Genomic DNA, 20,249 nt, shown 5'->3' on the forward strand with positions numbered 1-20,249 from the left:
CTCAGGGCATCGCCTTGGGCACGACCTGCGAACGCAGGCCCACGCCGAGGCGGTTCCAGGCGTTGATCTGCGCCACGGCGAGCGAGAGCTCGACGATTTCCTGGTCGCTGAACACGGCCTTCAATGCTTCGTACTCGGCATCGCGGTCGGCGTGGTGATCGGCCAGGCGCGTGAGGGTTTCGGCCCAGTCGAGCGCCGCACGCTCGCGTTCGTTGAAGAGGCTCACTTCACGCCAGGTGGCGAGGCTGTTGATGCGCTGCCAGTCTTCGCCCTGCACGCGCAGGTCGCGCACATGCATGTCGAGGCAGTAGGCGCAGCCGTTGATCTGCGACACGCGCGCAAAGACGAGGTCGATCAGCACCTTGCCGAGCGTGCTCGACTCGAAGCTGCCGTTGACGGCGATCATGGCCTGGAAGGACTTCGGGGCGAACTTGGTCCAGGCGAGACGGAGGGCGGGGGCTTGGCTCATGGTGTGTACTCCAGGGTGGTGGGTGAGAGAAACGAAATCTGCTTGCTACACCCTGAAGACGCGCCAGCCATCGGCCCTGTGACAGGCGGCGCGAATTTTTTCTTCAAGCGCCCCGTTTGGCCGCGAACAATTGGGCGATGCGCGCCAGCTTGTCGGGGTTGCGCTGGGCGCGGATGCGCACGATGCGCTCGCCCTCGATCTCGAAGGTCTGGGCCGATTCGAGTTCGCCGTCGAGAAAGCGCAGCATGCCGGGCTCACCGTTGAGCTCGACCAGCTCCATGCGCACGCCGGCGCCCATGCGGCGCCACAGCGAGTAGTACAGCTGCGCCAGGCGCTGGCTGCCGCGCAGCATCTTGCTGAAGGTCTGCACCTTGCCGCCGCCGTCGCCGATCAGTTCGACGTCTTCGGCCATCAGCAGCTTCAGGTCCTGCATGCTGCCGCGCGCGGCGGCGTCGGCAAACGCGCGCAGCAGGCGCTGGTGGGTGTCGCGCGACACCTGGAAGCGCGGGCGCGCCTCCTGCACCTGGGCCTTGGCGCGGTGCACCAGCTGGCGGCAGGCGGCCTCGCTCTTGCCGAGGGTCTGGGCGATCTCGTCGTAGTCGGCGTCGAACACCTCGCGCATGAGAAAGGCGGCGCGCGCCTCGGGCGCCAGGCGCTCGAGCACGGCCAGGAAGGCGACGGAGATGTTGTCGACGCGCTCAAGCGTTTCTTCGGGCGTGTCGGGCGACCCGGTGAGCGTGGGCTCGGGCATCCACGGGCCGATGTAGTGCTCGCGCTGGACCTTGGCGCTGCGCAGCCGGTCGATCGACAGGCGCGTGACGACGGTCACGAGCCAGGCTTCGGCACTGTCGAAACTGGCCTTGTCGGCCTCGTGCCAGCGCAGCCAGGCGTCCTGCACCACCTCTTCGGCCTCGGCGACGGAGCCGAGCATGCGGTAGGCGATGCCCTGGAGGCGGCGGCGGTGGCTGTCGAAGGTGAGGGTCGGGTCGTCCATGCCCGATTAGACGTTTGACGCCAGCGCGCTGTGACAGCCCGCGGCCAAAAAAAATCGCCCCGGAATGCGGGGCGATTTCATCGAAGTCTGGGGGCGGCTCAGGCGCCCTGGTACTCGGGCTTGGGGCCCAGCGTGGCCGAGACTTCCTTGCGGTAGCGGTTCAGCTCCTGCACGGTCTTGAAGCTGCGGTTCATCAAGAGGCTCAGGTTGTGCAGGATGCGCTCGCCGACCTTGGTTTCCCAGACGGCGTCGAACTTGATTTGCTTGTCCAGCCAGTGCTCGAGCCAGTCGGGGTCGGGCATGCGGCTCTGGATGGTGTCGTTCGGGAACAGCGCCTTGTTCACGTGCAGGTTGGTCGGGTGCAGCGCCTGGGCGGTGCGGCGCGCGCTGGCCATCAGCACGCCGACCTTGGTGAAGGCGGCACGGGCCTCGTCGCCGAACTTTTCCATGGCGCGCTTCATGTAGCGCAGGTAGGCGCCGCCGTGGCGGGCTTCGTCCTGGCTCAGCGTGGTGTAGATGTGCTTGATGACCGGTTCCGTGTGCCACTGGGCGGCGCGGCGGTACCAGTGGTTCAGGCGGATCTCGCCGCAGAAGTGCAGCATGAGGGTTTCGAGCGGGGGCGCGGGGTCGAAGTCGAAGCGCACCTCGTGCAGCTCCTGCTCCGTGGGCGCGTGCTTCGGGCTGAAGCGCTTCAGGTACTCCATGAGCACCAGCGAGTGCTTCTGCTCTTCGAAGAACCAGATCGACATGAACGCCGAAAAGTCACTGTCGTGCCGGTTGTCGCGCAGGAACATCTCGGTGGCCGGCAACGCCGACCACTCGGTGATGGCATTCATCTTGATGGTCTGCGCCTGCTCTTCGGTCAGCAAGGAAGCGTCGAACGACTGCCAGGGGATGTCCTTGTCCATGTCCCAGCGGACGGATTCGAGTTGTCTGAAGAGTTCCGGGTAGAGCATCAAAGTCTTTCAATGGCCGCCGATTTTAATCGGGCCGTTTGGCGCGCCCGTGACAGACGCGCGATGATGTGCTTACGCGCGCGCTTGCGCCATAGATGCACACCCCCCCTTTCGATCCAGGAGCCCGTCATGCGAACCCCCGCCCGATTGTCGATGCTGCGACGTTGCGCCACGGCCTTTTCCCTCGTGGCGGGCCTGTCCGCCACCCTGTCGGCGGGTGCCCAGACGGCCCCCGCTGCCCCTGCCGCGCCCGCGGTGGGCGGCGCTGCCGGGTGCCCGGCGATCCTGCAGCACAGCTTCCCGCGGCTGCAGGATGAAAAGCCCCAGAACCTTTGCCAGTACGCCGGAAAAGTGGTCCTGGTGGTCAATACGGCCAGTTTTTGCGGCTTCACCCCGCAGTACAAGGGGCTGGAGGCGCTGGACATGAAGTACCGCGCCCGCGGCCTGGTGGTGCTGGGCTTCCCGTCGAACGACTTCTCGCAGGAATCGGGCTCCAACAAGGAAATCGCCGACTTCTGCGAAAGCACCTTCGGCGTGAAATTCCCGATGTTCGCCAAGTCGTCGGTGCGCGGCACCGACGCCAACCCGCTGTTCAAGCAGCTCGCGCAGGCCTCGGGCACGACGCCGAAATGGAACTTCTACAAGTACCTGATCGGGCGCGACGGCAAGGTGGTGCAGGCCTGGTCGAGCATGACGGCACCGGACGAAACCGGCTTTGTGAACGTCATCGAGAAACAGCTCGGGCCGAATCAGGACAAGGCGGGCGATTGAAGAATGCACCGGGCTGCGGCGATGCGCGACGCGGCCCCTGCAATGTGAACTTTGAGTCACAAACGTTTACCACTCGACCGGGAACCGGGCACCGGAGCCGCGCTCATACTTGAGCATGGGCCGCCAAGGCCCACAGGTTTTCATGTTGCGAGGTCTTCCGGGCGCCTGCCGTCCGGTTGAAATCCCGAGGCGATTCTTCTCCTCCTCCCTCCCTCCCTCCTTCGTGTCGGGGCGCCTCGCAGCATTTTTGTCTTCCCGCCGGAAGCGGGGCCCGCGATGACGCAGCGCCCCGCCTTCCTGCACGTCGCGGCCTGAACGGCCCCAAAGAAAAAGCGCCCCGGGCAGTCTGTGTAAATAGTCAGCGCTGAGTCCACGAGAAGTGCCCTTCAGGCGTTTGTCTGAGGGGCATTTTTCATTGGAGGCTGACCAATGGGACATAGACACGGACAGGCGCGGGGACAGGCGACGTTGTTCCCACTGATGCTCGATGAGCTGGTGGGCCAGGACGCACTGGTTCGGGTGGTGGACGCCTGGGTGCAGGCGCTGGATCTGAAGGCGCTGGGCTTTGCCAAGGCGCAGGCGCAGCGACTGGGAACACCGCCCTACGACCCAGGGGATCTGCTGCGGCTGTACATCTGGGGCTACCTGAGCGCGATCCGTTCCTCGCGGGCCCTGGAGCGCGAGTGCCACCGCAACGTGGAGTGCATGTGGCTGCTGGGGCGCCTGGCCCCGGATCACAAGACCATCGCCGAGTTCAGGCGCCAGAACACGGCGGCCCTGGTGGCCAGTTGTGCGGCCTTCGTGCAGTTCGCGCGGGCCAGCCGGTTGATCCGTGGATCGACAGTGGCCATTGATGGCTCCAAGGTGCAGGCAGTGGCCTCGCGCAAGGCGGTGGTGGGCCAGCGTGAGCTGGCCGCACAGGCACAGCGCAACGCGCAGGAGATCGCGGCTTATCTGCGGTTGCTGGACAGCCGGGACGGCGAGGATGACCAGGGCGGCGATGGGCCCGGCGATGGCCCTGGTACGCCCGATGAAGTGCGCGCGGCCTTGGAACGACTGAAGGCCCAGGGGCGAGCCATCGCCAACCAAGCCCAGCAACTCCTGCGCAGCGACGCGAGCACCGTCGTGTGCGGTGAGCCCGAGGCCCGCCCGATGCGCAGCCTGAACAGCCAGCCGGGCTACAACCTGCAAACGGCGGTGGAGACGCAAAGTCACCTGATCGTGGCGCACGAGGTGGTCTGCGAGGTGAACGATCAGCGCCAGTTGCAGCCCATGGCCGAGGCGGCCAGCCGGGTGCTGCAGCAGCCCTGCACGGTGGTGGCCGATGCGGGCTATGCCAATGGGGAGCACATTGCAGCCTTGGACGCCCAGGGCATCACCAGCTACGTGGCGGGCGAGCGTTCGGTGAACCACCAGGGCGGCGGCAACCTGTACCAGCGCAGCGCCTTCGTTTATGACCCGGCCAGCGACAGCTTCACCTGCCCGGCGGGCAGTGCCCTAAAGCGCAAGCAGCTCTCGCGCAAGGACAAGATGGTGGTCTATGCAGCGCAGCCGAGCGACTGCGCCGACTGTGAGCAAAAACCAAAATGCACCACGGCGCGCCAGCGCTTCGTCTCGCGCCACCTGCACGAAGAGGCGCTTGAGGCCAATGCGAGCCGGCTGGCCGCTCAGCCCTGGATGATGGCGCTCAGGCGCCAGACGGTGGAACACCCCTTCGCCAGCATCAAGTACCTCATTCTGGGCAATGCGCGATTGCTGATGAGGCACACGAGCGGAGCGCGTGCGGAGTTCAGCCTGGCTGTGATGGCCTACAACCTGAAGCGGGTGTTCAACATGAAGGGAGCGCCCTGGATGCTCCAGGCGCTGCGGGGCTGAGGCCCTTGGGGCAATCGCTCGCCCAATGAAAAATGCCCCGCTCTCGCGGGGCATCTCGATCTAAGCGGCCAGCAGACTATTTACACAGACTGCGGGGGCGCTTTGTCGTTTCAGGGCTGGGTGTCGATGAAGCTCGGCCGCAGCATGAGCTTGTCGTACAGCCGGGCCAGGTTGGCGTGCTCGCCGCGCCAGTCGATCTCGGGAAAACGCAGCCCCAGCCAGCCCAGTGCGCAGCCGACCGCGATGTCCGACAGGCTCAGGTGGATGCCGCTGCAGAAAGGCTTGTCGCCCAGGCCCTTGGCCATGGCGGCCACGCCGGCCTCGACCTTGACGCGCTGGCGCTCGATCCAGGCGGCGCTGCGTTCGCCGTCGGCGCGGCCGGTCCAGGTGGCTTCGAGGCGCCAGAGCACGCCGGCGTCCATGACGCCGTCGGCCAGCGCTTCCCAGGTCTTGACCTCGGCGCGCTCGCGGCTTTGCTGCGGAATGAGCTTGCCCACGGGCGACAGGGTGTCGATGTATTCGACGATGACGCGCGAGTCGAACATCGCCTCGCCGCCTTCCATGATCAGGCACGGCACCTTGCCCAGCGGATTCGAATGGGCGATCGTGGTGTCGGCGGACCAGACGTCTTCGATCACGAACTGGTAGTCGAGCCGCTTTTCGGCCAGCACCACGCGCACCTTGCGCACATAAGGACTGGCGGCGGATCCGATCAGTTTCATGAAGGCTCTCTCCCCATATCGTTTGTTAACGTTTGTTCGCAGGCATTTTAGGTGAACGGAAAAAGACGCCGCCCCAATTCCCCCGCGCCGCGGCCCCCCGGCGGCCGCCTAAAATTCGGGCATGAGCTTTTCCACCGTCTCCGCCCTCTCCCCCCTTGACGGCCGCTATGCGGCCAAACTCGCGGCCTTGCGCCCGCTGATGAGCGAACAGGGCTACATGCACCGTCGCGTGCAGGTGGAGGTGGCGTGGTTCATTGCGCTGTCCGACTGCGGCTTCGCCGAGTTCAAGCCCCTCACGGGCGGCGCGCGCAAGTACCTGATGGGGCTGGTGTCGCACTTTTCCGAGGCCGACGCACTGGCCATCAAGGACATCGAGAAGACCACCAACCACGACGTGAAGGCCGTCGAATACTGGATCAAGTCGAAGTTCGAAGCCCGGCCGGAGCTGCTGGCCGCCGCCGAGTTCGTGCACTTCGCCTGCACCAGCGAAGACATCAACAACACCAGCCACGCCCTGCAGATCCAGGCCGCGCGCGACACCGTGGTGCTGCCGGCCATCGACGGCCTGATCGCCAAGCTGCGCGAAATGGCGCACCAGTTCGCTGACGTGTCGATGCTCTCGCGCACGCACGGCCAGACCGCCAGCCCGACCACCGTCGGCAAGGAAATCGCCAACGTGGCGGTGCGCCTGACCAAGGCCCGCGCGCAAATCGCCGCCGTGCAGCTGCTCGGCAAGATGAACGGCGCCGTCGGCAACTACAACGCGCACCTGGCCGCCTGGCCCGAGTTCGACTGGGAAGCCTTCAGCCGCAAGGTCGTCGAGACGCCCGCGCCGCTGGGCCTGGGCCTGAACTTCCAGCCGTACAGCATCCAGATCGAGCCGCACGACTACATGGCCGAGCTGTTCGACGCCGTGGCGCGCGTGAACACGATCCTGGTCGACTTCTCGCGCGACATCTGGGGCTACGTGAGCCTGGGCTACTTCAAGCAGCGCCTGAAGAAGGGCGAGATCGGCTCGTCGACGATGCCGCACAAGGTCAACCCGATCGACTTCGAGAACGCCGAAGGCAACCTGGGCCTGGCCAACGCGGTGCTGCGCCACCTGAGCGAGAAGCTGCCCATCAGCCGCTGGCAGCGCGACCTGACCGACAGCACGGTGCTGCGCAACATCGGCGTGGCCTTCGGCTACGCCACGCTGGCCTATGCGAGCCTGGCCACCGGCCTGGGCAAGCTGGAGCTCAACGAAGAAGCGCTGGCCGACGACCTCGACGCCTCGTGGGAAGTGCTGGCCGAGCCGATCCAGACCGTGATGCGCCGCTTCGGCGTGCAGGGTGCCTACGAGCAGCTCAAGGAAGTGACGCGCGGCAAGACCGTGACGGCCGAAGCGCTGCACGGGCTGATCCGCTCGCTGGCGATTCCCGAAGAGGAAAAAGCCCGCCTTCTGGCCATGACGCCGGCCAGCTACACCGGCAAGGCCGCCGAACTCGCTCGTAGAATTTAGGCACCCCCGCGACGATCCGCCGGCCCGTGTTGCCCACGGCCGGTGCGCTTCGTTCGCCGCTCGATCCCTTTCAGCCAACGTGCCCCTCCGGGGCGCATGCCAGCCGACAACCCTGACGGGACGCTTCGACGTCCCCGTTGTTCATGCTGCGCGCCCTGCTGAGACACCACTGGCTCACGCTCCACCGATGGACCGGCCTCGCGCCCGGTCCGCTGGCCGCGTTCGGCCACTGCGCCCACTTCACGACGATCACCGCACTGCGGCCTGCGCGGCGTCTGCACGACGCCCTGAGCACCCGCGGCACACCCATTCAAGCAAACCAACAGACAACAACGCTTTCGACAACCAGAGGAGGAAAAAAACCATGTTCAAGAAAACAAAAACCGCCGCCATCGTGATGGCGCTCTTTCCCATCAGCTTCCAGAGCTGGGCGGCCGACGCCGAGCCCGGGGTCGATCCATCGAAGTCGCTCGAGGCCATCACCGTCACCGGTGACTGGCTGGGCTCGCCCAGCGAGACCAAGGTGCTCGAGCACGCCGGCGCGCGCAGCATCGTCGAACGCAGGCAGATCCAGGAGAGCGGCGCCGCCAGCGTGCGCGACGTGCTGCGCCAGGTGCCCGGCGTGCAGGTGCAGGAAAGCAGCGGCACGGGCGGCAGCGACATCTCGCTCAACGTCGGCGTGCGCGGCCTGACCTCGCGGCTGTCGTTCCGCTCCACGGTGCTGATCGACGGCGTGCCCGTGGCCTATGCGCCCTATGGCCAGCCGCAGCTGTCGCTGGCGCCGGTGGCGCTGGGCAGCCTCGAGGCGGTCGACGTGGTGCGCGGCGCGGGCTCGGTGCGCTACGGCCCGCAGAACGTGGGCGGCATCATCAACTTCGTGACGCGTTCGATTCCGAAGCAGTTCGCGGGCGAAGTGGGCGTGGGCGTCGAAAGCGCCAGCCACGGCGGCGGCACCAAGTCCACGCCCACGCTGTTCATCGGCGGCACCAACGAGAATGGCCTGGGCCTGGCGCTGCTGTATTCGGGCACGCACGGCAACGGCTTTCGCCAGAGCAACGACAAGACGCGCATCGACGACCTGATGCTCAAGGGCGCCTACCGCCTCTCGAAGACCGACGACATCGCGGTGACGCTGCACCGCTTCGAAGGCAGCGCCCGCATGCCGGGCGGGCTGACCACCGCGCAGTTCGCGGCCAACCCGTTCCAGTCGGACCGCCCCTTCGACGAGTTCAGCGGCAGCCGCACCGACGGCTCGGTCAAGTACACGCACAACGACGGCGTGAACAAGTTCGAGATGCTGACCTACTACACGGACTCGTTCCGCGGCAGCCACCTCGAGCAGGAAGGCTCGGGCAACAGCGCCGGCCAGCGCCGCCTCACCGCCGCCCCGCGCAATTACAAGACCTACGCCTTCGAGCCGCGCTACTCGCGCCTCATCGATTCCGGCAGCGTGGTGCAAGAGATCAGCGTCGGCGCGCGCTACCTCAAGGAAGAGGCCTCCGAGGTGGCCACGCGCAGCAGCTACTACCGGCCGCGCCCGGGCTTCGATGCCTACTCGCTGGCCCAGCCCACGTACCAGTTCAGCAAGGGCGGCACGACGGCGCACGCGTTCTACATCGACGACCGCATCGACTTCGGCAACTGGACCGTCACACCCGGCGTGCGCTACGAATCGATCCGCTCGCACAACGATGTGTTCAACATGGCGAGCGGCCGGATCACCAGCGCGATCTACCCGAAGATCGACTCGAACGAGGTGCTGCCCACGCTGTCGGTGCTCTACCGCATGAGCGAGCGCTGGTCGGTGTTCGCGAATGCGGGCGTGTCGTTCGGGCCGCAGCAGTACGCGCAGCTCGCGCAGTCGACCAGCGGCCTGCATCCCGAAAAGGCCAAGACCTACGAAATCGGCACGCACTACAAGGGCGAGGCCTGGAGCGGCGAGCTGACGCTGTTCAACATCAACTTCGACAAGGAACTGCAGCTGGCGCGCTCCATCACCGGCGAGGTCAGCCAATGGACCGACCTGGGCGCCACGCGCCACCGCGGGCTGGAGTCGGCGCTGCGCTACGACCTGGGCAGCCTGAGTGGCGCGCTCAAGGGGCTGTCGGTGTCGGGCACCTACACGTACACGCAGGCGACCTCGAAGGCCGGCGCCTTCGCCGGCCGCGACCTGCCGTTCTACTCGCGCCAGGTGGCCACGCTGGGCGCGCGCTACGAGCGCGGGCCGTGGACGGTCAACGCCGACGTGTACGCGCAGTCGAAGCAGCGCTCGCCGGGCGCACCCGACGACGGCGCGAGGTACATCACGCTGGAAGATTCGACCGGCCGGCTCGGCGACATCCCCGGCTACGCCACGATGAACCTGCGCGCCGCCTACGACTTCGGCCCCTCGCTGAGCCACCTGAAGCTGGCCGTGGGCGTGAAGAACCTGTTCGACCGCCGCTACTACAACCGCTCGGTCGACAACAACGGCGGCAAGTACGTGGGCCAGCCGCGCACGCTGTACATGCAGGCGTCGCTGGCGTTCTGAGGCGCGGGGGTGCGCGGGAGGGCGTCGGGCCTACACTCGCGCACCCATGGCTCTCAAATCCACCATCTTCAAGGCCACCCTCGCGGTGGCCGACATCGACCACGGCTACTACGCCGACCATGCGCTGACCCTGGCGCGCCACCCCAGCGAGACCGACGAGCGGATGATGATCCGGCTGGTTGCGCTCGCGCTCAACGCGCACCAGCTGCAGGACATCTGCAACGGCGACGGCACGCTGGCCTTCGGCGCGGGGCTGTCGAACGTCGAGGAACCCGACGTGTGGCTGCGCGACTTCACGGGCCAGACCAAGATCTGGATCGAGGTCGGCCAACCCGAAGACAAGCCCGTCATCAAGGCCTGCGGCAAGGCGGACGAGGTGATCGTCTACTGCTTCAACCACGCGGCCGAAATCTGGTGGCGCGGCATCGAGAACAAGCTCGCGCGGCCGCAGAACCTGAAGGTCTACCGCGTGCCGACCGAGGCCTCGCAGGCGCTCGCCAAGCTGGCGCAGCGCAGCATGCAGCTGCAGGCGACGATCCAGGAAAGCACGCTGACGCTGGGCGATGGCGTGAACAGCATCGACGTCGAACTGCTGCGCTGGAAGTAGTCCCGCGCCGCTAGGCCGCGGGCATCATCTCGCCGCACTGCCAGCACTGTTCGAAACCGCCTTCGACCTGCTCGCCGCACACGCACAGCCAGCTGCGCTGCGGGCGGTTCTGCAGTTCGTGCAGCAGGCGCTTCGCGAGTTCGTACTGGGACTCGTCGTCGATCCAGATCTCGGGCAGGCATTGGTTGGGCGGCAGCTGGCCCATGACCGCACCGAGGAATTCGCGCTGCACCGTCGCGGCCACACCCTCCTCGCGCAAGGCGTGCGCCCACACGGTCGCGATCGCGAGGTTCGGGGCTTGCGCGAGGCGGCGCATGGTCAGGGCGCCCAGTTTTTATCGTCGTCGGGGTCGAGTTCGGGTTCAGCCTCGGCCGGCTGCGCCGGCTCGGCTTCGCGCGCGCGCTCGGCGTAGCGGTTGAAGCGCCAGGCCGAGTCTTCCATGGTGATGCGGCGCCAGGTGACGCGCTTCTCGACCGGCGTCATGGCCGGCCAGTACTGCACCTCGTCGAAGCTGCGCCCGCAGCCCTTGCACTCGTCGTCGCCCTGGCTCGTCGAGCAGATCGCGATGCAGGGCGTGTCGGGCGTGCTGTGGTACCAGTCGAGCCAGGCGGCCCATGCCTTGGGAGGAAAGCCGACCTCATCGACCTCGTCTTCGTGGTGGAAGACCATGAGCGCGTAGACCTCGGCCAGCGCGCGCAGTTCGGGCGCCAGCGTGATGCCGTCGGGCGAGGGAGACTTCTCGCGCCAGTGGTTGATGGCGGCCTCGATGTCGGTGATGTGGATGGCGGCCATGAAGAGTGAAAAAACAGCGAGCGGCGATCATAGTCCCGCAATGTCCCGCGCCTTCTTAGGGCCATAGACGCTACCAAAAATAGAGCATGCATCGCCCAGTGCATGCGGCTTTCAGAAGAATCACCCTCCGTTGTAAAGAAAACTTTTGGTTGCCTCGGCGCGGTCTTCAATGCTCTAATCCCGCCCACGAAGGGGAGTAGCTCCCGATCGCTGTCCCCGGGCAGCGTGAATCGTCAGGTCGTCAATACGAAGCACAACACTTCCGGCCTGGCGGGCGACACATGCGCCGACGCCTGTCGGCGCGCCTGCTGTTGTCGAGCGAGACCTTCGATTTGAACCTGCGCAGGTTTGGTCGAAGCGTTCGCAAGTCCCCGGTGTCACCCGGCCTTCGCACCCCCGCTCTCGACCGCACCCGCGCAGGGTGAATCGAAACGCATCGGCATGCCGCTGCCCGTCGTGGTCCCCTCCAGGGAGCTGCGGGCGCGCTGCCAAGACAATGAGGAATCTATGGAACAGTTCATGACCCCGGAATTCTGGGTCGCGGTCGGTCAGATCATCATGATCGACATTCTTCTGGGCGGCGACAACGCTGTCGTCATCGCGCTGGCATGCCGCAAGCTGCCGCCCGCGCAACGCACCCAGGGCATCCTGTGGGGTACCGCCGGCGCCATCATCCTGCGCGTGATCCTGATCTTCTTCGCGCTCACGCTGCTCGCGATTCCGTTCCTGAAGCTGGTGGGCGCGATCCTGCTGCTGTGGATCGGCGTGAAACTGCTGGCCCCCGACCATGACGACGCGCACGGCAACATCACCGGCAGCGACAAGCTCTGGGGTGCCGTGAAGACCGTGATCATTGCCGACCTGGTGATGAGCGTGGACAACGTGATCGCCATCGCCGGTGCCGCACAAGGCGCGGGCGACGGCCACCAGATGCCGCTGGTGATCTTCGGTCTGCTCGTGAGCATCCCGATCATCGTCTGGGGCAGCCAGCTGGTCATCAAGCTGATGGACCGCTTCCCGATGATCATCACGCTGGGCGGCATGCTGCTGGGCTGGATTGCCGGCACGATGGCTGTGTCCGACCCGGCCCTGGCGAATCCGACCAACTGGACCTGGGTGCCGAAGGTGCCGCAGACCGACACCATCAAGTACGCCGCCGGCGTCTTCGGTGCGCTGCTGGTGCTGGCCATCGGCAAGTGGGTGGCCTCGCGCAAGCCGGCCCCCGCCACCCCGGCCCACTGAGCGTTCATCGGTCGATAAACGCCCCGCACTGAAACTTCTTGCATCAATCCGGTCTCTGTCACTCTAACTATCAAAGGAGAGCACTCATGGAAAAGATCATTCTTTACGTCGACGACGCCGTCTATGCCAGCGAGCAGTTCGCCGAACTGGCGCCGGACGCAGACAACGTCGTGGCGCGCCATTGGGTGCTCGTGGCCTGCGCGCCGCGCATGACACACCGGATCAGCAAGTGGGTGAGCCACAGCGCGCGCGAAAACTGGCGCGCCAAGTGGTTCAGCAAGGTGCAGGCGCAGATGCTGCCGCTGCTCGAACGCAACGGCGGCCAAGTGACGGCGGTGCTGGCCAAGGGCCCGCTGACCGACCTGACGCAGCAACTCAAGCGCGAGCACGCGGCCACCCACGTGGTCGATGCGCGCCGCCCGAAGATCGGCGTCGACCTGGAACCGGTCGCGCCCGACCAGACCCCGCCCAAGCAATCGGGCTGGGCCTTTCCCGGCGCCGTGATGGGCATGGGCGCGCTGCTGGTGCTGGCGAACGAGCTGGCCGAGTAAGCCCAGGGTCACACGCCCTTCGAACCGACACAAGCCCCGCTGCGGCAACGCAGCGGGGCTTGTTCTTTTGTGCGGGCCCTGTGGGGTATCCTGCGGCGCATGCGCATCCTCCTCAAATGGCTGCTCAGCGCCGTCGCGCTGCTCGCGGTCGCCTACCTCTACAGCGGCGTCCAGGTCCAGAGTTTCGGTTCGGCGCTGCTCGCGGCGGCCGTGATCGGCCTGCTCAACATGGTCGTGCGGCCGGTGCTGGTGATCCTGACGTTGCCCGTCACCATCGTCACGCTCGGGCTGTTCCTGTTCGTGATCAACGCCCTGCTGTTCTGGGCCGCCTCGGGCCTGCTCGGGGGCTTTCACGTCAGCGGCTTCTTCGCCGCGCTGCTGGGCTCGCTGATCTACTCGCTGCTCGGGCTGCTCATCGAGAGCGCGCTGGGCGGGCTGCTGTCGCCCCGGCGCTGAGCGCCGGCGGCAACGCCCTCTTCCCCTTCTTCATCACTTCAGCGGCGGCTCCTCGGCCTGCTGCTTGACCAGCACGTCGACGGCGCGCGCGCGCGTGTCGACGATCGACGCCTCGTAGTGGTCGATGGGCCCGCCCGACTTGCGGATCAGTTCCTGCGCCGCCTTGAAGCGGTCGCGCGCCGCCGGGTAATCGAGGATCGCCACGTTGGCCTCAGCATCGGCGCGAATCGCGCGCAGCGTGTCGTTCTGCGCACCGTACAGATTGGCCAGCGTGCGCCAGACCGTGGCGTCGCGCGGGTGAACGGCGACCCAGTCGCGCAGCACGGGCACCATCGGCGCGGGCTGGTGCTGGGCGATCGCGGCTTCGGCCGCGAGGATCATCTCGGGCCGCTCCTTCGACTTGGCGTCGAGCAACGCCGCCGCGCGAGGCGCGCCGCCGCCCGCGAGTTCGATCTCGGCCTGCAGCCAGCGCGCCTGCTTGCTCGCGGCCGCATCGTCGGCCGTGCGCGCCACGAGCCGCTCGGCCAGCGCGCGCGCCGCCTTGAAATCGCGCAGCTCCTTGGCCGACATCGCTGCCGCGTAGAGCGTGCCCGCCTGCTGCGCCGGTGAACTGCCCGCGAACTCGCCGCTCGACGCCGCGTTGACCCACAGCCGCAGCACGTCGACGCCGGGGCGCGTCAGCACGCGGGCGCGCGAAGCGACCATCGCGTGGTCCATCACCAGCGGTACCACCGGCGGTGCGGCATCGGCGCGGAACTGGAAGCGGCCCTGCATGTCCGAGATGCGCTCGGTCGTCAGCGGGTGGCTGCGCAGGTAGGGGTACGAGCCGTTGTCGTTCAGGCGCGAGGCGTACTGCAGCTTCTCGAACATCGCCGCGGCGCCCTGCGGCGCAAAGCCCGCCTGCGTCATCACGCCGAAGCCGATGCGGTCGGCCTCGCGCTCCATGTCGCGCGAGAAGCTCAGCTGGTTCTGCATGAACAGCGCCTGGCTGCCCATGATCACCGCCTGGCCGGCGTCGGAATTGCGGCTCTTGCTGGCCGCGATCATCCCGAGGATCAGGCCAGCAATCATCAAAGGCATCTGCTTGCCCTGCTTGCTCATGATGCGCGAGATGTGGCGCTGCGTGACGTGCGACAGCTCGTGCCCCAGCACCGTCGCCAGTTCGTCGCGGCTGCCGACCGCGGCCAGCAGCCCCAGGTTCAGCCCGAGGTAACCGCCCGGCAGCGCGAAAGCGTTGATGTTGCGGTCGCGCCCCAGCAGGATGGTCCAGGCGAAGCGCTCGTCGAGCTCGGGCGTGAGCTCGCCGCGCGCGCGTGCCGCGGCGAGCAGGCGCTGCCAGATGTCCTGCACGTAGGCGGCGATCACCGGGTCGTCGATGTAGTCGGTGTCGCGGTACAGCTCGCGCACGATCTGGTCGCCCAGCTGGCGCTCGGCGCTCGCCGTCATCTCGCCGCCGTCACCGAGGCCCGGCAGGATCTGCTGCACCTGCGCCAGCGCGGGGACCGGCAGCAGCACCTGGGAAGCTATCAAAAAGGTAGCGCACACCGCATGCCGGAGGGGCGTCGGGCGTGTTTTCTTGGGGGAAGAGGGAGTCAAGCGCGGCATTCCTCGTCTGTGGCTCGGGCTCGTATGATGCATCTTCAAAACGAACGTTCACCGATGAGCACCCTCACCCACTTCGATGCCCAAGGCCAGGCCCACATGGTCGACGTGGCGGCCAAGCCCGCCACCCACCGCGTGGCCGTGGCCACCGGCCGCATCGAGATGCAGCCCGCGACGCTCGCGCTGATCGAATCGGGCACCGCCAAGAAGGGCGACGTGCTGGGCATCGCGCGCATCGCCGGCATCCAGGCGGCCAAGAAGACCAGCGACCTGATCCCGCTGTGCCACCCGCTCGCGCTGACCCGCGTGGCCGTGGCCTTCGCACTCGCCGAGGGCGGCCAGGCGCCGCAGGTGGCCTGCACCGCGACCGTCGAGACCGTCGGCCCGACCGGCGTGGAAATGGAAGCCCTGACCGCCGTGCAGGTCGCGCTGCTCACCATCTACGACATGTGCAAGGCCGTCGACCGCGGGATGCGGATCACCGACGTGCATGTGCTGGAGAAGCACGGCGGGAAGTCGGGAAGCTACGTCGCGACGACGGGCTGAGCCCGCGCGGCTACAGCTCGGGCGCGTCGTCCGGGCGGTCTTCCAGCCAGCGGGCGAACTCGATAGGGAACGCCGCACGGAAGCGTTGTGCCCACATGTGAGCCTCGGCATCGCGGCCCACCAGCTCGGCACTTTCGATCAGCTTGACGATGACGCGCGGCTCGGGCGAGAAATGCACGACACGCGCGGCCAGGGCGTGCATCTGCGCAGCATTTGCGGGCGTGACGGCGGTGAGCGTCAACTCGGCGAAATCCACCTGGCGTGAGAACAGCCACGAGCCCTGGAGTTTGGCGAGCGTGTCGTCGCGGTAGGCCGGCAGGCGCGCCTCGCGCGGCAGGTAGATCTGGCTGACGCGGGTGTAGTCCCAGGCGGCGTAGCCGATGACGGCGATCCAGGCTGCGGCGGCGAAGGCGGCGATTTTTCTGCTGCTTGCTTTCGGGCGCTTGAGCGATCCTGGCCACAGGATGCCGAGGCACAGGCCGAATACCAGCTGGAACGGGCCATACCAGAGCGGGTACTCAAGCAGGCTGTGCAAGAGGATGACGCCGAGCAAGCCCCACGCCATCAGCCGCAAGGGGTCACGCTCGCGCCAGGGCTTCGCCGCACACACCATCCAGAGAAATCCGCCACAGATCAGCAACGCCGCCGGAATGCCCAGCTCGACCGCGAGGTGCAGCGGCAGGTTGTGGGCGTTGTCGAGGATTACGGGGAAACGCGGGCCGTCGTACAGCGTGACGAAGTGGGCGAAGCTCAGTTCGCCCCAGCCCCAGCCGGTGAGGGGGCGCTCGCTGATGAGCGAAAGCACGTTGCGCCACAGCGTCAGGCGGCTGTCGCCCCCAAGAGTAGCGGGGTCAAGGCGCTGGACCAAAGCGCCAGCTGAAGCACCGGTTTTTCCGCTACCGCCGCCGCCCAACCGGGGCAGCAGCCAATTCGCGACGAAGTAGAGCGGGAGCATGGACAACAGCGCGAGCGGATGCGGCAAGCTGAACGTTCCAGACGGGCGCTCTGTACGGCGCTGCCGCCACGCCACAAGGCTCGCCCCGCCAGCAATCAACATGATTTGCAGCAGGCCGGTGCGCGAGCCAGAAGCCGCCGTCGCGACCAGAAGGAGCACGCCAACGCCTCCCATCAGCACCGGACTACGCTGCGATTTGCGAGTCGCGTAGAGCCACAGAGCAGCCACAAGCCCGAGGCTGATCAGCGTGGCAAATTGGTTGCGCTGGCGCAAGGTACCCCAGGCGCGGCCTCCCGTGGGGGAGGTGACCCAAGGCAGGAGCGCCTCGGCAAGGTTGTAGTACTGCAACAGGCCAACGACGGCATTGATGACCGCTGTGGCCAGCACACCCCACGCCAGCGCCCGCGCGGCCAGGGGCGTTCGGACCAAGCCCCCTCCCGCAAAAGCCGACAACCCGACGGCCACCAGCACGGCACACGCCAGCAGCCTCGCGTCCATGGCGCCTTGGCTCGACAACGCGATGACGGCGACGCACAGGCCCAGCCACGCCATCAAACCCCGGGCCATCGAACCTCCGCTCGGAGTCAAAGACAAGAACAGCGCAGCGCACAGGCCGGAAGCGAACAGTTGCCACGCACCGGCAGAGGGGCCCGCGACGAATGGGCACAAGAACGGAAATGCCACGAGGCACGCGCGAAGGATCTGAATCACCTGGGTCGCGGGGTCGCGCGAAAGAGGTTGGGCGGGGACAGCGACAAAGGTCATTGGAACCGCCCGCCCTTGCCCGCCGGGTACGCCCCAAGTCGCCGCATCGATGACCGCTGGATCCGACAAGCGGCAGGCCGCCGAGGACGGGCGGAATTCTCAATCGCCAACAAATAAAGACAATTCTTCACCAATTGTTTCCAAATCTTTTCGCTCGTGCATTCGAGCCAGGCGCCGGAACGGGGCCCTCTTTCCGAAAGGTACGACTTTGCAATCGACATCCTCCCATCAGCGTCGTCGCGCCTCTGGCTTCACTCTCATCGAAGTGATGATCACTGTGGCGATCATCGGGATCCTGGCGGCCATTGCCATTCCGAGCTACCGGGACTACGTTCTGCGCGGCCAGATCGTGGAGGCTACCAACGGCTTGGCGGCCATGCGCGCCAACATGGAGCGCCACTTTCAGGACAACCGTACCTACCAAACCGTCGGCACCGGCGCCACCGCCGTCACCACGCCCTGCGCGGTAGATGCATCCAAGCGAAAAGCTGGCACCTTCACGCTGGCCTGCAAAACCGGCACGCCCACCGCCACCACCTATGTGCTGGAGGCCACGGGCAGCGGCAGCACCAGCCCCTTCGTCTACACCATCGACCAGGCCGACAGCCGTTCGACGACCATCACAGGCGTTTCGGGTTGGAGTACTTGTGCCACTGCATGGGTCTTGAAGAAGGGGCAATCGTGCTGATTCGCCTGAGCAGTCAGCGGATTGGCCGGCATGAAAGCTTTGGCTTCACATTGGTCGAGCTCATGGTCACCGTGACCCTGCTGGCCATTCTCATGATGCTGTCCGCGCCGTCGATGATGGAGTGGGTGCGCAACAGCAAGGTGCGGGCGGTCAGCGAGGCGCTCCAGAATGGCTTGCGCGAGGCACAAAGCGAGTCGCTTCGGCGCAGCCGCCAAGTCGTCTTCGCGCTGACCGACAGCAAACCCACGGCCGACAGTTCGGCATTCACGGCAAAGACCGACGGCAACCACTGGACGGTTCGCGCCCTGCCCTCCATGGCAGGCGAAAGCAGCGAGTTCGTTTCCTCGGGCATCCTGACCGATGTCGGTGCCGGCGTGACGATCACCGGTCCCGCCGTCGTGTGCTTCAACTCGGTGGGTCGGCTCGTGCCCAACACCACCTCCGCGTTCAGCACGCTGACGGGCGGCGCCACCTGCAGCGTCGACGCAGCGACCCCCCCCATCTTCGACATCCAACTCGACGGCGCTGACCGGCCCCTGCGCGTTCTCGTGGCGCTCGGCGGACAGGTGCGCATGTGCGACCCCAAGAAGACGATGTCCAACGCCCATCCCGACGGGTGCCCCGCCTCATCATGACTTACCACTCCAGGCATCAACGGGGCGTGGCCCTGATCGAAGTGCTGATGGCCGTTCTTATTTTTTCGGTTGGCATCCTGGGCCTCGTCGGCTTGCAGTCACGCGCCATTCAGCTATCGATGGACACTGAAGACCGCAACCGCGCTGCCTTGCTGGCCAATGAATTGGTCAACGAGATGTGGTTGCGACGCACGCCCACGGTTCCGGCGGGTGTCGAGACCGCATGGCAGGACAAGGTCAAGGACGCGACCAAGAGCGGCCTGCCCGGTGGCGAGGGCAAATACGAGGTGACCGGCCGCCAGGCAGACGTGACGATCGAGTGGCAATCACCGGGCGCCAGCACCAAGAGTCGACTCACGACACGGGTGGTGCTGCCATGAACCGCGTGACTTTGCATAGCCGCCGCCGCACAGGTGGCGTCACGCTGATCGAGCTGCTGGTCGCCATGGCGATCGGCCTGGTGGTCACGCTGGCGGTCACCAGCATGGTCATCGTGGGCGAGAGCCGCAAACGCAGCACCACCTCGTTCAACGACGCCAACCAATCCGGCAACTACGCCGCCTATGTACTGGACCGCGCACTGCGCAGCGCGGGCTCGGGCTTCACGCAAGCCTGGGACCTGGGCATCTTCGGCTGCCAGCTGAATATCAAACGCGGCAGCGACGCCGTCTTGCCGCGCACCACGGCATTTCCCGCGCCGTTCGCTGGCGTTCCCCAGGCGGTGCGCATGGCGCCGGTGTTGATCTACCGGCCGGCTTCGGGCTCCGACGTGCTGATCGTCATGGGGGGCAACTCGTCCGCTGGCGACATCGCGCGCCCCGTGCGTTCGATCGGCAGTGCAACCAACAAGCTGCGGCTGGACAACACCATCGGGCTGCGCCAGGGCGACATCGGCCTGCTCAGCCGCAATGGCACCCCGGATTGCCTGGTCGAGCAGGTGCATGCCAGTCCGGCATTCCTGGATTCGGCCGGCAATGACAACCTGCCGCTTGGCGGCACCTACTACGCCCCAAGAGGCCAGGCGGACAACACCGATCTCGCCACGTTCGTCGCAGATGGCACGGCCTTCTTCACGCCCATCGGCAACCTGACCGCGAACAACCTGCAACTGCAGATGTTCAGCGTCAACGCGGACCGGACACTGGTGAGCTACGACCTCATGCAAAACGCAGGAGGCGACACCGCAGCCAAACGCGATGAACTTGCGCAGCAAGGCATTGCCGATGGCGTGGTTGCGCTGCGTGCCGTCTACGCCATCGACAAGAACGAAGACGGCAACTTCGATCTCACGAACGATGCCTGGGTAAAGCCGAACGACACGGCCTACAACATCGAGCAAATGATGAGCACACCCGCCAAGGTGCGTCGCGTTCTGGCGGTGCGCGTGGCCATGGTGTTGAGAAGTACCAACTACGAAAAAGAGGTCGTGTCGAAGAGCAGCTTGACGCTGTTCGACGACCTGCCCGACGCGCTCAACGAGTCGTACGCGATCTCCGGCGACGACCTGCATTTCAACCACCGGGTGGTTGAGTTCACCGTGCCGCTTCGCAACATGCTTTTGCTCCCAACATCATGATGAGACATCGATCGCT

Annotated in this window: 21 protein-coding genes; 13 read left to right on the plus strand and 8 right to left on the minus strand. The window is 66.3% G+C overall.

Features of this window, described 5'->3' with window-relative positions:
* Position 1: 1 nt before the first annotated feature.
* From IG196_RS29995 to IG196_RS30005, 3 genes are all read right to left on the minus strand, one after another.
* The gene (locus tag IG196_RS29995) at positions 2–469 is read right to left on the minus strand and encodes a carboxymuconolactone decarboxylase family protein (protein WP_192194151.1); all 468 of its coding nucleotides are present in this window, start codon (positions 467–469) and stop codon (positions 2–4) included.
* A gap of 103 nt (positions 470–572) precedes the next feature.
* Positions 573–1,463: an RNA polymerase sigma-70 factor gene (locus tag IG196_RS30000; protein WP_192194152.1), complete on the minus strand. Its 891-nt coding sequence runs from the start codon at positions 1,461–1,463 to the stop codon at positions 573–575.
* A gap of 98 nt (positions 1,464–1,561) precedes the next feature.
* Positions 1,562–2,419, minus strand: coding sequence for a ferritin-like domain-containing protein (locus IG196_RS30005; protein ID WP_192194153.1), 858 nt, complete (start codon positions 2,417–2,419; stop codon positions 1,562–1,564).
* 129 nt (positions 2,420–2,548) lie between these two features.
* Between IG196_RS30005 and IG196_RS30010 the strand changes: the two genes are divergently transcribed.
* Together IG196_RS30010 and IG196_RS30015 are read left to right on the plus strand one after the other, a co-directional pair.
* Positions 2,549–3,190 carry a glutathione peroxidase gene (locus IG196_RS30010; protein WP_192197195.1) on the plus strand — a complete coding sequence of 214 codons (642 nt, stop codon included), beginning with the start codon at positions 2,549–2,551 and terminating at the stop codon, positions 3,188–3,190.
* 429 nt (positions 3,191–3,619) lie between these two features.
* Positions 3,620–5,065, plus strand: coding sequence for an IS1182 family transposase (locus tag IG196_RS30015; protein ID WP_225616851.1), 1,446 nt, complete (start codon positions 3,620–3,622; stop codon positions 5,063–5,065).
* Positions 5,066–5,175: 110 nt separating this feature from the next.
* Here IG196_RS30015 and IG196_RS30020 read toward each other — a convergent pair whose 3' ends face one another.
* On the minus strand, positions 5,176–5,787 hold the full coding sequence (locus IG196_RS30020) for a glutathione S-transferase N-terminal domain-containing protein (RefSeq protein WP_153281498.1): 612 nt from the start codon (positions 5,785–5,787) through the stop codon (positions 5,176–5,178).
* Between the two features lie 121 nt (positions 5,788–5,908).
* Between IG196_RS30020 and purB the strand changes: the two genes are divergently transcribed.
* From purB to IG196_RS30035, 3 genes are all read left to right on the plus strand, one after another.
* Positions 5,909–7,288: an adenylosuccinate lyase gene (purB, locus tag IG196_RS30025; protein WP_192194155.1), complete on the plus strand. Its 1,380-nt coding sequence runs from the start codon at positions 5,909–5,911 to the stop codon at positions 7,286–7,288.
* A gap of 364 nt (positions 7,289–7,652) precedes the next feature.
* Positions 7,653–9,818, plus strand: a complete 2,166-nt coding sequence (locus IG196_RS30030; protein ID WP_192194156.1) for a TonB-dependent receptor family protein — start codon at positions 7,653–7,655, stop codon at positions 9,816–9,818.
* A gap of 46 nt (positions 9,819–9,864) precedes the next feature.
* Positions 9,865–10,425, plus strand: coding sequence for a YaeQ family protein (locus IG196_RS30035; protein ID WP_101490819.1), 561 nt, complete (start codon positions 9,865–9,867; stop codon positions 10,423–10,425).
* A 10-nt stretch (positions 10,426–10,435) separates the two neighbouring features.
* Here IG196_RS30035 and IG196_RS30040 read toward each other — a convergent pair whose 3' ends face one another.
* Together IG196_RS30040 and IG196_RS30045 are read right to left on the minus strand one after the other, a co-directional pair.
* Positions 10,436–10,741 (minus strand): putative signal transducing protein, encoded by a 306-nt coding sequence (locus IG196_RS30040; RefSeq protein ID WP_192194157.1) that lies wholly within the window; start codon positions 10,739–10,741, stop codon positions 10,436–10,438.
* A 2-nt stretch (positions 10,742–10,743) separates the two neighbouring features.
* On the minus strand, positions 10,744–11,217 hold the full coding sequence (locus IG196_RS30045) for a DUF3717 domain-containing protein (RefSeq protein ID WP_192194158.1): 474 nt from the start codon (positions 11,215–11,217) through the stop codon (positions 10,744–10,746).
* Between the two features lie 507 nt (positions 11,218–11,724).
* Between IG196_RS30045 and IG196_RS30050 the strand changes: the two genes are divergently transcribed.
* The 3 genes from IG196_RS30050 (at position 11,725) to IG196_RS30060 (ending at position 13,466) form a co-directional block, all read left to right on the plus strand.
* Positions 11,725–12,459: a TerC family protein gene (locus IG196_RS30050; RefSeq protein ID WP_101490816.1), complete on the plus strand. Its 735-nt coding sequence runs from the start codon at positions 11,725–11,727 to the stop codon at positions 12,457–12,459.
* Between the two features lie 86 nt (positions 12,460–12,545).
* Complete coding sequence (locus IG196_RS30055; RefSeq protein ID WP_101490815.1) at positions 12,546–13,010, plus strand: hypothetical protein; 465 nt, start codon at positions 12,546–12,548, stop codon at positions 13,008–13,010.
* Positions 13,011–13,109: 99 nt separating this feature from the next.
* Complete coding sequence (locus tag IG196_RS30060; protein ID WP_192194159.1) at positions 13,110–13,466, plus strand: phage holin family protein; 357 nt, start codon at positions 13,110–13,112, stop codon at positions 13,464–13,466.
* 33 nt (positions 13,467–13,499) lie between these two features.
* Here IG196_RS30060 and IG196_RS30065 read toward each other — a convergent pair whose 3' ends face one another.
* A complete protein-coding gene (locus IG196_RS30065) occupies positions 13,500–15,071 on the minus strand; it encodes a M48 family metalloprotease (protein WP_192194160.1) in 1,572 nt (523 codons plus the stop codon).
* Between the two features lie 54 nt (positions 15,072–15,125).
* On the opposite strand from IG196_RS30065, the gene moaC reads away from it, so the two are divergent.
* Entirely contained in the window at positions 15,126–15,614 is a 489-nt protein-coding gene (gene moaC / locus IG196_RS30070; RefSeq protein ID WP_101490812.1) for a cyclic pyranopterin monophosphate synthase MoaC, read from the plus strand.
* Positions 15,615–15,624: 10 nt separating this feature from the next.
* Here the strand turns inward: moaC and IG196_RS30075 are convergent, their stop codons facing one another.
* On the minus strand, positions 15,625–17,334 hold the full coding sequence (locus IG196_RS30075) for a PglL family O-oligosaccharyltransferase (protein WP_192194161.1): 1,710 nt from the start codon (positions 17,332–17,334) through the stop codon (positions 15,625–15,627).
* Positions 17,335–17,383: 49 nt separating this feature from the next.
* On the opposite strand from IG196_RS30075, the gene IG196_RS30080 reads away from it, so the two are divergent.
* From IG196_RS30080 to IG196_RS30095, 4 genes are read left to right on the plus strand one after another with little or no spacing between them, the layout of a single operon-like run.
* Complete coding sequence (locus tag IG196_RS30080; protein WP_192194162.1) at positions 17,384–18,022, plus strand: type IV pilin protein; 639 nt, start codon at positions 17,384–17,386, stop codon at positions 18,020–18,022.
* Positions 18,016–18,657 (plus strand): prepilin-type N-terminal cleavage/methylation domain-containing protein, encoded by a 642-nt coding sequence (locus IG196_RS30085; RefSeq protein ID WP_225616852.1) that lies wholly within the window; start codon positions 18,016–18,018, stop codon positions 18,655–18,657. Before IG196_RS30080 ends, IG196_RS30085 begins: the two co-directional genes overlap by 7 nt.
* A 26-nt stretch (positions 18,658–18,683) precedes the next feature.
* On the plus strand, positions 18,684–19,037 hold the full coding sequence (pilV, locus tag IG196_RS30090) for a type IV pilus modification protein PilV (RefSeq protein ID WP_412556358.1): 354 nt from the start codon (positions 18,684–18,686) through the stop codon (positions 19,035–19,037).
* The gene (locus IG196_RS30095; RefSeq protein WP_192194165.1) at positions 19,034–20,233 is read left to right on the plus strand and encodes a PilW family protein; all 1,200 of its coding nucleotides are present in this window, start codon (positions 19,034–19,036) and stop codon (positions 20,231–20,233) included. Before pilV ends, IG196_RS30095 begins: the two co-directional genes overlap by 4 nt.
* The last annotated feature ends 16 nt before the right edge of the window (positions 20,234–20,249 follow it).

The sequence above is a fragment of the Variovorax sp. 38R genome (genome assembly GCF_014843395.1).
GTDB classification, from domain to species: domain Bacteria; phylum Pseudomonadota; class Gammaproteobacteria; order Burkholderiales; family Burkholderiaceae_C; genus Variovorax; species Variovorax paradoxus_H.

Excerpts from the sequence above, each read along its gene's own strand:
- IG196_RS29995 (WP_192194151.1), bottom strand. The coding sequence starts at position 469 with ATGAGCCAAGCCCCCGCCCTCCGTCTCGCCTGGACCAAGTTCGCCCCG.
- IG196_RS30000 (WP_192194152.1), bottom strand. The coding sequence starts at position 1,463 with ATGGACGACCCGACCCTCACCTTCGACAGCCACCGCCGCCGCCTCCAG.
- IG196_RS30005 (WP_192194153.1), bottom strand. The coding sequence starts at position 2,419 with ATGCTCTACCCGGAACTCTTCAGACAACTCGAATCCGTCCGCTGGGAC.
- IG196_RS30010 (WP_192197195.1), top strand. The coding sequence starts at position 2,549 with ATGCGAACCCCCGCCCGATTGTCGATGCTGCGACGTTGCGCCACGGCC.
- IG196_RS30015 (WP_225616851.1), top strand. The coding sequence starts at position 3,620 with ATGGGACATAGACACGGACAGGCGCGGGGACAGGCGACGTTGTTCCCA.
- IG196_RS30020 (WP_153281498.1), bottom strand. The coding sequence starts at position 5,787 with ATGAAACTGATCGGATCCGCCGCCAGTCCTTATGTGCGCAAGGTGCGC.
- purB (WP_192194155.1), top strand. The coding sequence starts at position 5,909 with ATGAGCTTTTCCACCGTCTCCGCCCTCTCCCCCCTTGACGGCCGCTAT.
- IG196_RS30030 (WP_192194156.1), top strand. The coding sequence starts at position 7,653 with ATGTTCAAGAAAACAAAAACCGCCGCCATCGTGATGGCGCTCTTTCCC.
- IG196_RS30035 (WP_101490819.1), top strand. The coding sequence starts at position 9,865 with ATGGCTCTCAAATCCACCATCTTCAAGGCCACCCTCGCGGTGGCCGAC.
- IG196_RS30040 (WP_192194157.1), bottom strand. The coding sequence starts at position 10,741 with ATGCGCCGCCTCGCGCAAGCCCCGAACCTCGCGATCGCGACCGTGTGG.
- IG196_RS30045 (WP_192194158.1), bottom strand. The coding sequence starts at position 11,217 with ATGGCCGCCATCCACATCACCGACATCGAGGCCGCCATCAACCACTGG.
- IG196_RS30050 (WP_101490816.1), top strand. The coding sequence starts at position 11,725 with ATGGAACAGTTCATGACCCCGGAATTCTGGGTCGCGGTCGGTCAGATC.
- IG196_RS30055 (WP_101490815.1), top strand. The coding sequence starts at position 12,546 with ATGGAAAAGATCATTCTTTACGTCGACGACGCCGTCTATGCCAGCGAG.
- IG196_RS30060 (WP_192194159.1), top strand. The coding sequence starts at position 13,110 with ATGCGCATCCTCCTCAAATGGCTGCTCAGCGCCGTCGCGCTGCTCGCG.
- IG196_RS30065 (WP_192194160.1), bottom strand. The coding sequence starts at position 15,071 with ATGCCGCGCTTGACTCCCTCTTCCCCCAAGAAAACACGCCCGACGCCC.
- moaC (WP_101490812.1), top strand. The coding sequence starts at position 15,126 with ATGAGCACCCTCACCCACTTCGATGCCCAAGGCCAGGCCCACATGGTC.
- IG196_RS30075 (WP_192194161.1), bottom strand. The coding sequence starts at position 17,334 with ATGACCTTTGTCGCTGTCCCCGCCCAACCTCTTTCGCGCGACCCCGCG.
- IG196_RS30080 (WP_192194162.1), top strand. The coding sequence starts at position 17,384 with ATGACCGCTGGATCCGACAAGCGGCAGGCCGCCGAGGACGGGCGGAAT.
- IG196_RS30095 (WP_192194165.1), top strand. The coding sequence starts at position 19,034 with ATGAACCGCGTGACTTTGCATAGCCGCCGCCGCACAGGTGGCGTCACG.